11 protein-coding genes and 1 tRNA gene are annotated in these 14214 nt (G+C 71.7%); 9 read left to right on the forward strand and 3 right to left on the reverse strand.

What is annotated here, in order from left to right:
- On the reverse strand, positions 1 to 2518 hold a 2518-nt coding region (locus NJ376_RS20710; RefSeq protein ID WP_252955190.1), incomplete at its 3' end, for a type I polyketide synthase.
- Positions 2515 to 3918, reverse strand: a complete 1404-nt coding sequence (locus NJ376_RS20715; protein WP_252955191.1) for a glycosyltransferase family 4 protein — start codon at positions 3916 to 3918, stop codon at positions 2515 to 2517. The genes NJ376_RS20710 and NJ376_RS20715, both read right to left, overlap by 4 nt.
- 139 nt (positions 3919 to 4057) lie before the next feature.
- Between NJ376_RS20715 and NJ376_RS20720 the strand changes: the two genes are divergently transcribed.
- The 8 genes from NJ376_RS20720 (at position 4058) to NJ376_RS20755 (ending at position 13056) form a co-directional block, all read left to right on the forward strand.
- Positions 4058 to 4489 (forward strand): hotdog fold thioesterase, encoded by a 432-nt coding sequence (locus NJ376_RS20720; RefSeq protein ID WP_252955192.1) that lies wholly within the window; start codon positions 4058 to 4060, stop codon positions 4487 to 4489.
- A 398-nt stretch (positions 4490 to 4887) separates the two neighbouring features.
- Positions 4888 to 5247, forward strand: a complete 360-nt coding sequence (locus NJ376_RS20725) for a response regulator (protein WP_252955193.1) — start codon at positions 4888 to 4890, stop codon at positions 5245 to 5247.
- 148 nt (positions 5248 to 5395) lie between these two features.
- Positions 5396 to 7435, forward strand: a complete 2040-nt coding sequence (gene tkt / locus NJ376_RS20730; protein ID WP_252955194.1) for a transketolase — start codon at positions 5396 to 5398, stop codon at positions 7433 to 7435.
- 30 nt (positions 7436 to 7465) lie between these two features.
- A complete protein-coding gene (gap, locus tag NJ376_RS20735; protein WP_252955195.1) occupies positions 7466 to 8482 on the forward strand; it encodes a type I glyceraldehyde-3-phosphate dehydrogenase in 1017 nt (338 codons plus the stop codon).
- 406 nt (positions 8483 to 8888) lie between these two features.
- Positions 8889 to 10088 carry a phosphoglycerate kinase gene (locus NJ376_RS20740; protein WP_252955196.1) on the forward strand — a complete coding sequence of 400 codons (1200 nt, stop codon included), beginning with the start codon at positions 8889 to 8891 and terminating at the stop codon, positions 10086 to 10088.
- Between the two features lie 243 nt (positions 10089 to 10331).
- Positions 10332 to 11099, forward strand: coding sequence for a (S)-ureidoglycine aminohydrolase (allE, locus tag NJ376_RS20745; protein ID WP_252955197.1), 768 nt, complete (start codon positions 10332 to 10334; stop codon positions 11097 to 11099).
- Positions 11096 to 12046, forward strand: coding sequence for a fatty acid desaturase (locus NJ376_RS20750; protein WP_252955198.1), 951 nt, complete (start codon positions 11096 to 11098; stop codon positions 12044 to 12046). The genes allE and NJ376_RS20750 overlap by 4 nt, the downstream gene beginning before the upstream one ends.
- Positions 12043 to 13056, forward strand: a complete 1014-nt coding sequence (locus tag NJ376_RS20755) for an alpha/beta fold hydrolase (protein WP_252955199.1) — start codon at positions 12043 to 12045, stop codon at positions 13054 to 13056. Before NJ376_RS20750 ends, NJ376_RS20755 begins: the two co-directional genes overlap by 4 nt.
- 540 nt (positions 13057 to 13596) lie before the next feature.
- Here the strand turns inward: NJ376_RS20755 and NJ376_RS20760 are convergent.
- Positions 13597 to 13672, reverse strand: a tRNA-Ala gene (locus NJ376_RS20760).
- Positions 13673 to 13875: 203 nt separating this feature from the next.
- Here NJ376_RS20760 and NJ376_RS20765 point away from each other — a divergent pair.
- On the forward strand, positions 13876 to 14187 hold the full coding sequence (locus NJ376_RS20765; RefSeq protein WP_252955200.1) for a YggT family protein: 312 nt from the start codon (positions 13876 to 13878) through the stop codon (positions 14185 to 14187).
- The last annotated feature ends 27 nt before the right edge of the window (positions 14188 to 14214 follow it).

Raw genomic sequence — 14214 nt, forward strand, 5'->3', positions numbered from 1 at the left:
GCCGCCGGCTCAGCGTGCTGCCGAGGGCGGCGGAGGCATTGGCCGCGCGCAGATTGTCGCGCAGGTAGCTCTGCAGGATGGGGTGCGGGCCGATCTCGAGGAACAGCGCCGGGCCCGCCTCCGCCGCGGCGGCGATGGCGGCGGCGAAGCGCACGGGCTCCCGCAGGTTGCGCCACCAATAGAGTGCGTCGCAGGCTTCCGGGGCCAGCGCCGCGCCGGTGACGGAGGAGAGGAAGGGCACCGACGGCGCCCGGCCTTCCAGGCCGGCGAGGTCGGCAAGCAACCCCTCCCGCAGCCCGTCCATGGCGGCGCTGTGGAAGGCGTAGTCCAGGTCGAGCCGCAGGCAGGACCAGCCGCGCCCGGCGGCAAGCTCGGCCAGCGCCTTCAGCGCCTCCGCCGGGCCCGCGACGGTGACGGCCTCCGGCGCGTTGACGGCGGCGATCTCCAGCGCCGGGCTGATGCCGGCAAGCACCGCCTGCGCCGCCGCCTCCCCGAGGCTGAGCGCGGCCATGCCGCCCTGGCCACGGGTGCGGCCCTGGTGGCGGCTGCGGGCGGCGATGATGCGGGCGGCATCCTCCAGCCCGACCAGCCCCGCCGCTGCAGCGGCCGCCACCTCCCCCACCGAATGGCCGAGGCAGAGGGCGGGGCGGATGCCCTGCTCCGCCAGCGCCGCGACGATGCCGTACTGCACGGCGAAGAGCAGGGGTTGGGCGATCTCGGTCGCCGCCAGCGCCTCGGCGCCGACGCCCTCCGCCAGCCTTGCGGCGACGGACCAGCCGAGCTGCGGCCGCAGCACGGCATCCGCTTCCTCCACCGCGCGGCGGAAGGCGGGGCTGGCGCGCAGCGTGGCCTCCGCCATGCCGGGCCAGGCGGCGCCATTGCCGCTGAAGACGAAGGCGACGCCCTGGCCATGCGGCGCCATACCGTCGCTGGCCAGGCCCCGCGCCGCCGCGCCCGCCCGCCACATGGCGAGCTGGCCGGCAATGGCCGCCGGATCCTCGGCGCGGATGGCCAGGCGATGCGGGTGCAGGTCGCGATGCCGGGCGGCGCCGCGCAGCAAGGCGGGGATGGCCGGCGCCGGCGTCGCCTGCAGCCGGTCCTGCCACTGCCCGGCCAGGGCCTTCAGGCCAGCGGCGCTACGGGCGGAGAGCAGCAGGGGCGGCGGCAGGGCCGGCGCAGCCTCCTGCCGCGGCAAGGCGGCGGGCGCGGGCCCGAGCAGGGCGCAGGCATTGGTGCCGCCGAAGCCGAAGCTGTTCACCCCGACCACGGCGCGGCGGCGGCGCGGCAGCTCCTCCAGCGACTCGGGCAGGCGGAGGCCGAGGCCGGCGAAGTCGATCCCCGGGTTCAGCGGGCCATGGCTGAGGCTGGGCGGGATCTGCCCCTGCTCCAGCACCAGCATCGCCTTCAGCAGCCCGGCGATGCCGGAGGCCGGCTCGGTATGGCCGATATTGCCCTTGGCCGAGCCGATCGGCAGGGCGCCGGCCTCGCCACGGCGGCGGCCGATGGCGGCGCCGATGGCGCCCGCCTCCAGCGGGTCGCCGATCGGGGTGCCGGTGCCATGCGCCTCGAAGTAGGAGAGCCGGTCGGGGGTGACGCCGGCCTCGCCCATCACCTGCTCGATCAGCGCCGCCTGCGCCTCCTGGCTCGGCAGGGAGAGGCCAAGGGTGCGGCCGGCGGCATTCACCCCGGTGCCGAGGATGACGGCGCGGATGGCATCGCCCTCCGCCAGCGCGTCCTCAAGGCGCTTGAGGATGACAACGCCGGCGCCCTCCGCCCGCACATAGCCATCCGCCCCCGCGCCGAAGGCCTGGCAGCGGCCGCGGGCGGACAGCATGCCGGCGCGGGCGAAGCCGATGAAGGGGAAGGGCGAAAGCAGCAAATTCACCCCGCCGACGATGGCGGCAGGCAGCCGGCCGGCCCGCAGCGCCTCGCAGGCCCAGTGCAGCGCGACGAGGGAGGAGGAGCAGGCGGTGTCGATGGTCTGGGCCGGGCCGGCCAGGTCGAAGACGTTGCCGATGCGGTTGGCGAGGATGGACAGCGCGCTGCCCGTCATGAAGTAGCGGTCGCCGGCCGCCGCATCCGCCTGGCGGAGATCGCCGTAATCGGTGAGGGAGGCGCCGACGAAGACGCCGGTGAGGCTGCCGGCGAGGCGCGAGGGCGGCAGCCCGGCATCCTCCAGCGCGTCATGCGCCACTTCCAGCAGCAGGCGCTGCTGCGGGTCCATCTCGGCGGCCTCGCGCGGCGAGATGCCGAAGGCGGCGGGGTCGAAGCCCGCGATGTCCTCCAGCACCCCGGCGGCGAAGGAGTAGGATTTCCCCGGCTCCCCCTTCCGCGGATGGGCGAAGAATTCGCGGCTGAAGCGGCTGGCGGGGATCTCCGTCACCGCATCCCGCCCGGCCGCGAGCAGGGACCAGTATTCCTCCAGCGCCGAGGCGCCGGGCAGGCGGCAGGCGGCGCCGATGATGGCGATGGCGCCGTCGGCGCGGCGCCGCGGACGCGCCTCGGACCGCGGCGTCATGCCGGGGCGGCGCCTGCCGTGGCCGAGGCCAGCGAGAAATCATTGGCAGGGGCGCTGGCGGGGCGGGAGGGCGCGCCGGCCACCTCCTCCAGCAGGGCCTCCGTCGCGGCGAAATGCGCCGGCCAGGACGGGGCCACCCAAGTGGCGAGGCGGGCGAGCTGGGCGGCGCGGGTGGGGCTGCCCGGCGTCGCGTAGTCCAGCACCGCCCGGCGCCAGGCGGCGCCGTCATTGGGCGAGAGGTAGTCCGGTACCGCGCCGCCCACCTCGCGCAGCGCCGGCAGGTCGGAGGCGATGGCGGGCACGCCGAGGCCGAGGGCCTCCGCGAGCGGCAGCCCATAGCCCTCGGCGAAGCTCGGGAAAAGCAGGGCACGGGCGCCGGCCAGCACGCGCCGCGCCTCGGCATCCGGCAACGGGCCCAGCTCCTCCACATGGCCGCGCAGCGCCTGGCAGCGCTCCAGCATGCGGAGGATGTGCTCATTCTCCCAGCCGCGGCGGCCGATCAGCAGCAGGCGGGGGAGCTGCGGCACGCCCTGCTCCGCCAGCTCCCGCCAGAGCTGAAGCAGCAGCAGGTGGTTCTTCCGCGGCTCGATGGTGCCGAGGCAGACGAAATAGGGCTCGGCCGGCAGCGGGCCCGCGGGCGGCGGCGCCGTCTCCACGCCGAGCGGGGCGATGGCGAGCGGCGGCAGGGCCCGGCGGGCGCGGGCGAAATGCGGGCGGAGCTCCGCGGCGGTGGCGGCGGAGTTCACCAGCAGCCCATCGGCGAGGGCGGTGACGGTGGTGACCCGTGCGGCGTGGTGCGCGACCTGGCGCGGCCTTGTGTATTCCGGATGGGTCAGCGGGATCAGGTCGTGGATGAAGGGGACGAAGCGCATCCCCTCCGCCTTCAGCGCCCGGAGCCGCGGCGCCGCTTCCAGCGCGCGGTGGGAGGCGATGAGCAGGGTGGTGCGCTGCCCGGCGCCAAGCCAGGCGGCAAGGCCCTGGCGCCCGGCCCCCAGGGCGAGTCGCGCCTGCAGCCCGCCGGCCAGGCCGCGTGCCCGGCGCAGCGCCGCGCTGCGGTCCCCGCCGCCCGCCCAGGCTTCCCCGAGCGCCGCGGCGAATTCCGCCACCGCCTCCTCCGCCACCGCGGCGTACCAGCCGAAGGGGCTTTGCGCGACGAAGCCGCGCTCCCGCGCCGGGCGGGTCAGCCAATGGCGGGCATAGGCCATTTCCACCCGGTCGATGCCGGAGGGGGTGGTGCGGCGCACGGTGGAGAGCAGGCGGGAGATGTCGAGCAGGGTGCGGTGCGGCGCCACCCTGCCGGCCATGGGTGGGCGGGCCGCCAGGCGCGCCGGGCTGGGCAGCCGGGTGGCACCGTTGCGGGTGACGGCCGGGAGCTGGCCGCCTGGTGACAGCGACGCCATGTGCGAGGTCCCTATCGCGGGCCGGCTGGCGGCGTCAACCATGGCGGAGCCCGCCCTGCCCCGTCCGGAGGACGGGCTGCGTTGACAGGGGGTGGGCAGGGTTCATCCTGCCGGCTTGGCCGGAGAGGGGAGGCAGGACGTGGCGGAGCGGATCTGGAAGCGTGACATCGACGCCGCCTCCTTCCTCGCGCAGCATGACGCAACGCTGCCCGGGCTGCTCGGCGTCCGGATGCTGGAGTTCGGGCCAGACTTCGCCCGCGCCGCCATGCCGGTGGATAGCCGGCATGTGCAGCCCTTCGGCATCCTCCACGGGGGCGGCAGCGTTGTGCTGGCGGAGACCATCGGCTCCTATTGCAGCCTGCTCTGCACGGAGGAGGGGAATCGCTGCGTCGGGGTGGAGGTCTCGGCCAGCCATCTGGCGCCGGTCTTCGCGGGCGATACGGTGGAGGCGCTGTGCCGCCCCCTCCGGCTCGGGCGCAAATTGCACGTCTGGCACATCGAGCTGCGGCGGGGCGATGGGACGCTGAGCTGCGTGGCCCGGCTGACCACTGCGGTGCAGGCGGCGCGTTGAGCTGGGGCGGCAAGCGTCGCGACGGGCATCGGTGGCCACCAGCAGGACTCCTTCCCGGCCGGCGGCGCCTCATGCGCCGCCACCCGCAAACGCTAGCAGAGCCTACTTAACCGATGATTGGCAGCGCCGCGACAACCGGACCGAATCCTTTCCGTAAAGCTTCGTCCCATTGACCATCTATCAGCGGTTGTCGCGATGAAGTGAAATGAAATGACGGAGGCCGAAATGGTTGTGATGCCGCCGGCACAATTTCGCTTAGGACCTCCTCCTATAACGGGGCGGCAGCACGGCGTACTGCCGGCGGTGGCCGGCGAGGCGCAGCCTTGGCCAGGTGCCGGCATGACGAGTATCGATTCCGGCTTGCGGCGACCGCAGCCGGCGCGGAGGGAATGGGCGGCATGACACGCTTGAATGGGCGGCGCATCCTGGTGGTGGAGGATGAGGCGCTGGTTGCGATGCTGGTGGAGGACGCGCTGCTGGATGCCGGCGCGACCGTCATCGGCCCCGCGGCCACCGTGGCGGAGGCGCTGGTCCTGATAGAGCGCGACCTGCCGGAGGTGGCGGTGCTCGATCTCAACCTGGCGGGCGAGACCTCGACGCCGGTGGCCGATGTGCTGGCGGCGCGGGGTGTGCCCTTCGTGGTGGCGACCGGCTATGGCGCGGAAGGGCTGCCGCCCGGCCATGCCAGCGTGCCGGTGCTGGCCAAGCCCTACGACCCGGACGACCTGACCCAGGCGCTGGCCCGGCTGTGCCGGTGAGGCCACCGCGCCGCGCCGGAAGGCGCGCCGCGGCAGGGGGAGGGGGCAGGGCAACCGGCAGGCCGGCGGCGGCCGGTGCCGGGGCGGCCGCGGGTTGCCGCCTTCCGGGGGGCACCTTATAGGGCGGGCCAACCCGGAGGTGCCCTGAATGGCCAGCCTTGATCCCATCCCCGGCGCCGCCAACCCGGCCCTCGCCGTCCAGGCCGAACTGCTCGCCCGGCCGGCGACCGAAGCCAGGCGGATGGCGGATGCGATCCGCGCGCTGGCGATCGATGCGGTGGAGAAGGCCAAGTCCGGCCATCCCGGCATGCCGCTCGGCATGGCGGATGCGGCGACGGCGCTGTGGACGCGCTTCCTGAAATTCGACGCCGCGGACCCGCGCTGGCCGGATCGCGACCGCTTCGTGCTGAGCGCCGGCCACGGCTCCATGCTGCTCTACGCCCTGCTGCACCTGACCGGGCAGGCAGGCATGGGGATCGAGGACCTCAAGCGCTTCCGCCAACTGCACTCCCCGGCGGCCGGCCATCCGGAATATGGCGAGCATCCGGGCATCGAGACCACCACCGGTCCGCTCGGCCAGGGCATCGCCAACGCTGTCGGCATGGCGATCGCGGAGCGGCTGCTGGCGGCGCGCTTCGGCAAATCCCTGGTCGATCACCGCACCTGGGTCATCGCCGGCGATGGCTGCCTGCAGGAAGGCATCAGCCATGAGGCGGCGAGCCTCGCCGGGCATCTCTGCCTGGAGAAGCTTTGCGTCCTCTGGGACGACAACAGCGTCACCATCGACGGCTCGACCGACCTCTCCTTCACCGACGACACGCTGAAGCGTTTCGCCGCCTATGGCTGGGCGGTGCGCCGCGTGGACGGGCATGATGCGGAAGCGGTGGCGGCGGCGCTGGCCTGGGCCAGCCGCAACCGCAAGCCGACGCTGCTCGCCTGCAAGACCATCATCGGCTTCTCCGCCCCGACCAAGGCCGGCACGGCAGGCAGCCATGGCAGCCCGCTCGGCCCGGACGAGGCGGCGGCGGCGAAGAGCGCGCTCGGCTGGAACCACCCGCCCTTCGAGGTGCCGGAGGGGCTGCGGGCCCAGTGGGAGGCCGCCGGGCGCCGCAGCGCCGGCACGCGGCGCAGCTGGCTGAAGCGCCTGGCCAAGCACCCGCAGCGCGAGGAATTCGAGCGCGCCATCGCCGGCCGCCTGCCGGAAAGCTGGCACGAGGCGCTGGCCGCGCTGCGCGCCGCGACCGCCGAGCAGAAGCCGAAGCTCGCCACCCGCGTCGCCTCCCAGAAGGCGCTGGAGGCGCTGGTGCCGGCGGTGCCGGAGATGGTCGGCGGCTCGGCCGACCTCACCGGCTCCAACAACACCAACGTCAAGGGCATCCCCGCCGTCACGCCGGGGAATTTCGCCGGCCGCTACATCCATTACGGGGTGCGCGAGCACGGCATGGCGGCGGCCATGAACGGCATGGCGCTGCATGGCGGCATCATCCCCTATTCCGGCACCTTCCTGGTCTTCGCCGACTACATGCGCCCGGCGATCCGGCTGGCGGCACTGATGCGCCAGCGGGTCATCCATGTGCTGACGCATGACAGCATCGGCCTCGGCGAGGACGGCCCGACCCACCAGCCGGTGGAGACCCTGGCGGGTCTGCGCTGCATCCCGAACCTGGCGGTGTTCCGCCCGGGCGATGCGATGGAGACGGCGGAGTGTTGGGAGCTGGCGGTGAAGCGGGCGGACGGGCCCTCGGTGCTCGCCCTCTCCCGCCAGAACCTCGCCGCCTTCCGCACCGATGCGGGCGAGAATCGCTGCGCCCGCGGCGGCTATGTCGTCGCGGAGGCGGAGGGGCCGCGGCAGGCGACGCTGATCGCCACCGGCTCCGAGGTGGGCGTGGCGCTGGCGGCGCGGACGGCGCTGGCGGCGGAGGGGATCGCGACCGCGGTGGTCTCCCTGCCGTGTTGGGAACTCTTTGCCGCGCAGGACGCCAGCTACCGGGAGCAGGTGCTGGGCCCGGCGCTGCGCGTCGGCATCGAGGCGGCAATCGGCTTCGGCTGGGAGCGCTGGCTGGGGCCGGAGGGCCTGTTCATCGGCATGTCGGGCTTCGGCGCCAGCGCCCCGGCTGACGATCTGTTCAGGCATTTCGGCATCACGCCGGAAGCCGTGGCCAGTGCGGTGAAAAAACGCCTAGGATAGGCCAGCGATAAACGGGAAAGGGTGACGGATATGGCCGTGAAGGTCGCCATCAACGGGTTCGGGCGCATCGGCCGCCTGGTGCTGCGGGCGATGATCGAGAGCGGGCGCAGCGATGTGGAATGCGTCGCGATCAACGACCTCGGCTCGGTCGAGGCGAATGCCCATCTCTTCCGCTATGACAGCGTGCATGGCCGCTTCCCCGGCGAGGTGGCGGTGGACGGCAACAAGCTCATCATCACCGCCAATGGCCGCACCTATGCGCCCATTACCGTGAGCGCCGAGCGCGACCCGACCAAGGTGCCCTTCCAGGGCGTGGACGTCGCCGCCGAGTGCACCGGTATCTTCACCAGCAAGGAGAAGGCCTCCGCGCTGCTCCAGGCCGGGGCGCGCAAGGTGGTGATCTCGGCGCCGGGCGACAACGCGGATGCGACCATCGTCTACGGCGTGAACCATCGGACGCTGACGAAGGAGATGACGGTCATCTCCAACGCCTCCTGCACCACCAACTGCCTGGCGCCGGTCGCCAAGGTGCTGCACGACAATTTCGGCATCGCCCGCGGCTATATGGTGACCATCCACGCCTATACCGGCGACCAGAACACGGTCGATACGCTGCACAAGGACCTGCACCGGGCCCGCGCCGCGGCGGTCTCCGCCATCCCGACCTCGACCGGCGCGGCCAAGGCGGTCGGCCTGGTGCTGCCGGAGCTGAAGGGCAAGCTGGACGGCACCGCCATCCGCATCCCCACCCCCAATGTCTCGCTGGTCTCGCTGGACTTCGTGCCGGTGAAGGACGGCGTGACGAAGGAGGCGGTGAATGCGGCGATGAAGGCGGCGTCCGAGGGCGAGCTGAAGGGCATCCTCGGCTACAACACCGCGCCGCTCGTCTCCATCGACTTCAACCACAACCCGGCGTCCTCGACCTTCGACGCGACCCAGACCCAGGTAGTGGATGGGGGGCTGGTCCGCGTGCTGTCCTGGTATGACAATGAGTGGGGCTTCTCCAACCGCATGAGCGACACCATGGCGCTCTTCGGCAGCCTCTGATCTCCCTGTGACGCCGCTTGCGCGGCGTCACAGGGGCCCCGGGATCGCCTGAGGCCCGGGGCCTCGCACAGCCAGCCGCGGCAAAGCCGCGGCTGGGCACCGGAAAGCGCCGGCTCCGGCGGCCCGCCTTCATCACCCTTCGGTTCGGCGTTGACCAGGCAGAATCCCATGGTGGCGGTGGGATCGATGACGGCGCCGCTGCCGCTTGCCATCCTGACCAAGCCCAGGCCGATACCGCTCCTCTGAGGATGGTCTGGCCTGCGGCCCGGGGCAGGCTGTCCGGGGGTTGATCCTTTCCCTGCTGCCGCTCGTCGTTCAGTGATTTCCTGTTGCGGTGGATTGCTCTAGGACCGGGGCATCGCGCCGGCGCGCCGCCGGCCTTGCCGCCATGCCAGGGACCGATCCGATGCCCCGCTTCCGCACCCTCGACGACCTCGACGCCTCCGGCAAGCGCGTGCTGCTGCGCGCCGACCTGAACGTCCCGATGAAGGATGGCCGCATCACCGACCGCACGCGGATCGAGCGGCTCTGCCCCACCATCCGGGAGCTGGCGGAGAAGGGCGCGCGCGTCATCATCTGCAGCCATTTCGACCGGCCGAAGGGCAAGCGCGTGCCGGAGATGTCGCTGAAGCCGATGGCCGAGGCGCTGTCCTCCGCCCTGGATCGCCCGGTGGGCTTCGCCGATGACTGCATCGGGCCGCTGGTGGAGGCCGCGGCGGCGGCGCTGAAGGATGGCGAGGTGCTGCTGCTGGAGAACACCCGCTACCATGCCGGCGAGGAGAAGAACGACCCGGCGCTGGCGCAGGGCCTGGCGAAGCTTGCCGATGTCTTCGTGAACGACGCCTTCTCCGCCGCGCACCGCGCCCATGCCAGCACGGAAGGCGTGGCGCATCTCATTCCCGCCTATGCCGGCCGGCTGATGCAGGCGGAGCTGGAGGCGCTGGACGCCGCGCTCGGCAGCCCGAAGCGGCCGGTGGTCGCCATCGTCGGCGGCGCCAAGGTCTCCACCAAGCTGGACCTGCTGGGCAACCTCTCGAAGAAGGTGGATGTGCTCGTCATCGGCGGCGCCATGGCGAACACCTTCCTTGCGGCGCAGGGCCACAAGCTGGGCAAGAGCCTGCAGGAGGCCGAGATGCACGACACCGCCCGGCAGATCCTGGCGGATGCCAAGGGCAATGGCTGCGAGATCCTGCTGCCGGTCGATCTCGTCGTCGCCACTGCCTTCGCCGAGAACGCGCCGCATCGCACCGTCGGCATCGACAGCGTGCCGGCGGACATGATGGCGCTGGATGTGGGGCCGGAGACGGTGGAGGCGATCGCCGCCAGGCTCCGCCAGGCGGCGACGCTGGTGTGGAACGGCCCGCTCGGCGCCTTCGAGCTGCCGCCCTTCGACGCGGCGACGGTGGAGGTGGCGGCGACGGTCGCCTCCCTTGGCCAGTCCGCCGGGCTGGTCTCCATCGGTGGCGGCGGCGACACGGTGGCGGCGCTGAAGCATGCCGGGGTGGCGGAGCGGATGACCTATGTCTCCGCAGCCGGCGGGGCCTTCCTTGAGTGGCTGGAGGGCAAGACGCTGCCGGGCGTCGCGGCACTCGAAGTGAAGGATTGAGAGGGACGTCGCGGCAGTGCCGCGAGCCCTCCTCAAACTCCGACCCAGAAAGGGCTTTGGCCCCTTGAGTTGGTGTCTCGACCGTTGGGTCCGAGACTCATGGTTTCCAAAGGCCTTTCGGCCTTTGGCGGGGTGAGCCCGAGAGGGGCAGCGCCCCTCTCGGACCGGGCAGCGCCCCCGGTACCCCCTTTACGCTGCACCGCAGCGTGTGGAACGAATGGCAGGCCGGATCGGAGCCCGCCCATGCCAGCCATCGTCCCCCCTGGGGTCATCGGTCATAACCGTACCCTGGTCACGCCGCATTACGCGGTGCTGCCGCCGGAGGGGATGTTCCCGAGCTTCCTGCCGGGGCTGCGCGACGCCCAGGTGTATTTCCAGGCCACGCCCCTGCTCGGCGCCCGCTTCGCCCAGGGGCGGCTGGAGGTGGCGCCGGGCGGCGGCACCACCGCCCCGCGCGACGATGGGCTGGAGCATTTCTTCTACATCCTGTCGGGCGAGCTGGAAGTCGCCGCCGGCACCACGACGAAGACGCTGGCCCCCGGCGGCTTCGCCTATATCCCCACCGGCACCGCCCATGGCTTCCGCAACCCCGGCACCGCCCCGGCCCAGGCCGTCTGGATCAAGCGCCGCTACGCCATCGCCGATGGCATTCCGGCGCCCAAGCCCCGCTTCGGCAGCCGGGAGGAGACGCCGGTCACCAAGGTGGATGACAGCGGCCGCTGGCGGCAATACCTGCTCGGCACCGCCGATCTCTCGATGGATTTCGAGATGAACGTGATGGGCTTCACCCCCGGCAGCCATTTCCACTGCGTCGAGACCCATGTCTTCGAGCATGGGCTGGTGATGCTGGAAGGCCAGGGGCTGCAGCTCCTCAACCGCGACTGGCACGAGCTCTGGACCGGCGACTTCGTCTGGATGGGCAGCTTCGTCCCGCAGCAATTCTACTGCACCGGCTGGGGACCGGCCGTCTATCTGCTCTACAAGGACGTCAACCGGGACATCCCGCTGTGAGCGCCACCTCCGAGGCCCGGGATTGGGTGCTGGCGGAGACCCGCGCCGCCATGCCGAAGGCGCCGAAGCCGGCGGAGATGATGCACTTGGCCAAGCGCTCGGATGCCGAGGGGCTGAAGCGCCTGGCGGTCCATGTCGGGCTGCTGATCGCGGCCGGTGCGCTGATCGCGCTGGCGCCGGGCTGGTGGAAGCTGCCGGCGCTGCTGCCCATGGCGCTGGTGCAGGCCGCGCTCTTCGCGCCGCTGCATGAGACGGTGCACTACACCGCTTTCGCCAGCCGGAAGCTGAACGCCATCGTCGGCTGGGTGGCCGGCGCGCCCTCCCTGTGGAACTGGCACCTCTACCAGCAATTCCACATGGATCATCACAAATACACCCAGATCGAGGGCAAGGACCCGGAGCTGGGGCCGCCCTCCCCGCATGAGCTCGGCGGCTACATCCAGCGCATGTTCGGGCTGACCTTCTGGAAGGCGCGGCTGAAGCACAATTGGGCCGGGCTGCGCGGCGATTTCTCCGCCTACCCTTACGTCCACCCCGCCGCGGCGCCGCGCGTCAGCCGCAGCATCCGCGCCATGGATGCTACGCTTGCCGCCTGCGCCATCGGCTCGGCGCTGATCTGGGGCTGGCAGACGCCCTTCCTGTACTGGATCCTGCCGCAGTTCATCGGCCAGAACGCGCTGCGCTTCTACCTGCTGGCCGAGCACACCGGCTGCTCCATGGACCGCAACGGGCTGACCAACACCCGCACCACCCTGACGCATCCCCTGGTGCGGCTGCTGATGTGGAACATGCCCTTCCATGCGGAGCACCACCTGTATCCCTTCATTCCCTTCCACCGGCTGGCGGAGGCGCATGCGGTGCTGAAGGAGAAGCTGGCCTTCGTGCAGCCCGGCTATGCTGCCTGGCACCGCGACCATCTGCGCCGGCTGCGGGACAGGGCGGCATGAGCTGGCCGACCGCGGAAGGCCGCTTCGCGCTCGGCGACCTGAAGCTGCACAAGGGCGGTGTGTTGCCCGCGGCGGAGATCGTCTGGAAGACGCATGGCACGCTCTCCCCGCTGCGCGACAATGTCGTGCTCTACCCCACCAGCTACGGGGCACAGCATCCGGACCTCGAATGGCTGATCGGGCCGGAGGGGATCCTGGACCCGACGCGCTGGTTCGTCGTCATCCCCAACATGTTCGGCAACGGGCTGTCCTCCTCGCCCTCCACCACCCCGGACTGGCCCGCGCTGGTGACGGCCTGGGACAATGTGGCGGTGCAGGCAAGGCTGCTGCGGGAGGTCTGGGGGGTGGAGCGGCTGCACGCCGTCTATGGCTGGTCCATGGGCGCGCAGCAGGCCTATCACTGGGCCGCGGCCTTCCCCGAGGCCGTCTCCCGCATCGTGGTGAATTGCGGCAGCGCGCGGACCAGCGTGCACAACCAGGTCTTCCTGCGCAGCCTGATCGCCACGCTGGAAGCTGCGCCGGAATATGACGGGGGTGCGCAGTTCACCGCGCCGCCGCGCGCCGCCCTGCGCGCCTTCGGCCGCATCTATGCCGGCTGGGCGCTGAGCCAGGATTTCTACCGGGAGGGGCTGCACCTCTCCGCCCTCGGGGCGCCGGACCTCGAGACCTTCCTGCGCACGGATTGGGAGGAGCGCTTCGGCCGGCGCTATGCCGGCGACCTGCTGGCGCAGCTTCGCTGCTGGGATGCCGGTGACATCAGCGACCATCCGCGCTTCGGCGGCAGCCTCTCCGCGGCGCTCGGCGCCATCAGCGCCCGCGTGCTGCTGATGCCGGGGGAGACGGATCTCTATTTCCGCGTGGCGGACAATGCGGCGGAACTGCCCTTCCTGCGCCATGGCCAGTTGCAGCCCATCCCCAGCATCTGGGGCCACCGGGCTGGCAACCCGGTGGCCAATCCGGTGGATGCCGGCTTCATTCGGGCGGCGGTGCGGGCCTTCCTGAACGACTAGAGCAGATCGCCGTAGGGCGGCATCGCCCGAAGGCGTGAATCTGCGCTGCAAACAAAGGCTTAGAGCGTTTTCGGTGAACGCATGTAAACCGAGAACGCTCTAGGATGGGCCGGCGTGATGCCGCCCCGGCCAGGCAGCCCGCCCGCGAGGGCCTCCATCTCCCGGACAGGACGCTCAAGGCGGATCGAGGCCGGGCCGCAGCGGTGCCACTCCCTCCGGTCGCTGCCCTTGCCCTTCCTGCGTTGCCCGCCCCGCTTGTGGCGGGCGCCGTCGCGCCCGCCAGGGCGGCGGCCATGCGCAGCCGGGGCAGATCGCCGCGGGCGGCATTATGCGAAGGCGTGAATCCGCCCCGCAAACCAGGACTCGGAACGTTTCCGGCGAGCGCACCTGAACCGAGAACGCTCCAAGGCGGCCACCGCAGCCCGGACACGCGGCGGACAATCGCCCCGGGCCGGAATGCGCCATCGCCGCCTCAGCCCGCAGCAAGGGCGTTGCGCTGGTCAACCACCATCATGTCCAGGAAACCCCCGAAGGGTGCGGTGGTGGAGCTGAGCGGGATCGAACCGCTGGCCTCGTCATTGCGAACGACGCGCTCTCCCAACTGAGCTACAGCCCCATGCGCCACCGGCGCACCGCGATGTTGGGGCACCGCGGGGCCGGGGTAATGCCTCTGCCGCGCGGCGAAGTCAAGCACCCCGAAGCCGGTTGAGTGGGTCTCGTTTCGCCCTGGCGCGGGCCCATCGGCCGGCCCGCGCTCCCGCTCGCACCCCGGGCCGATCTGCTCTAGGTTACGGCCGCGTCACCGGCGGAATTCTCTGAATGTTCCTGGATGTGGTCTTCTATCTCGCCGGCGCCGTGCTCGACCTGTTGTGGTGGGCGGTGGTGCTGGCCGTGATCGTGCAATTGCTCACGCAGTTCGGCGTGCTGGACACCCGCAACCGCTTCGTCTGGACGGTGGCGGATTTCCTCTACCGGATCACGGAGCCGCTCTTCCGCCCGCTGCGGCGGATCCTGCCCAATCTCGGCCCGGTCGATATCGCGCCGCTGGTGGTGCTGCTGCTGATCAGCGCCGCCAAGCTGCTGCTCGGCGCCATCATCAACTCCCTGATCCGTTCGGGGCTGTATTTCTGACCGCGCCCGCGGCGCGGGCGCAGGGGC

Source organism: Siccirubricoccus soli (assembly GCF_024178315.1).
In the GTDB taxonomy this organism is placed as follows: domain Bacteria; phylum Pseudomonadota; class Alphaproteobacteria; order Acetobacterales; family Acetobacteraceae; genus Siccirubricoccus; species Siccirubricoccus soli.

Excerpts from the sequence above, each read along its gene's own strand:
- NJ376_RS20715 (WP_252955191.1), bottom strand. The coding sequence starts at position 3,918 with ATGGCGTCGCTGTCACCAGGCGGCCAGCTCCCGGCCGTCACCCGCAAC.
- NJ376_RS20725 (WP_252955193.1), top strand. The coding sequence starts at position 4,888 with ATGACACGCTTGAATGGGCGGCGCATCCTGGTGGTGGAGGATGAGGCG.
- tkt (WP_252955194.1), top strand. The coding sequence starts at position 5,396 with ATGGCCAGCCTTGATCCCATCCCCGGCGCCGCCAACCCGGCCCTCGCC.
- gap (WP_252955195.1), top strand. The coding sequence starts at position 7,466 with ATGGCCGTGAAGGTCGCCATCAACGGGTTCGGGCGCATCGGCCGCCTG.
- NJ376_RS20740 (WP_252955196.1), top strand. The coding sequence starts at position 8,889 with ATGCCCCGCTTCCGCACCCTCGACGACCTCGACGCCTCCGGCAAGCGC.
- allE (WP_252955197.1), top strand. The coding sequence starts at position 10,332 with ATGCCAGCCATCGTCCCCCCTGGGGTCATCGGTCATAACCGTACCCTG.
- NJ376_RS20755 (WP_252955199.1), top strand. The coding sequence starts at position 12,043 with ATGAGCTGGCCGACCGCGGAAGGCCGCTTCGCGCTCGGCGACCTGAAG.
- NJ376_RS20765 (WP_252955200.1), top strand. The coding sequence starts at position 13,876 with ATGTTCCTGGATGTGGTCTTCTATCTCGCCGGCGCCGTGCTCGACCTG.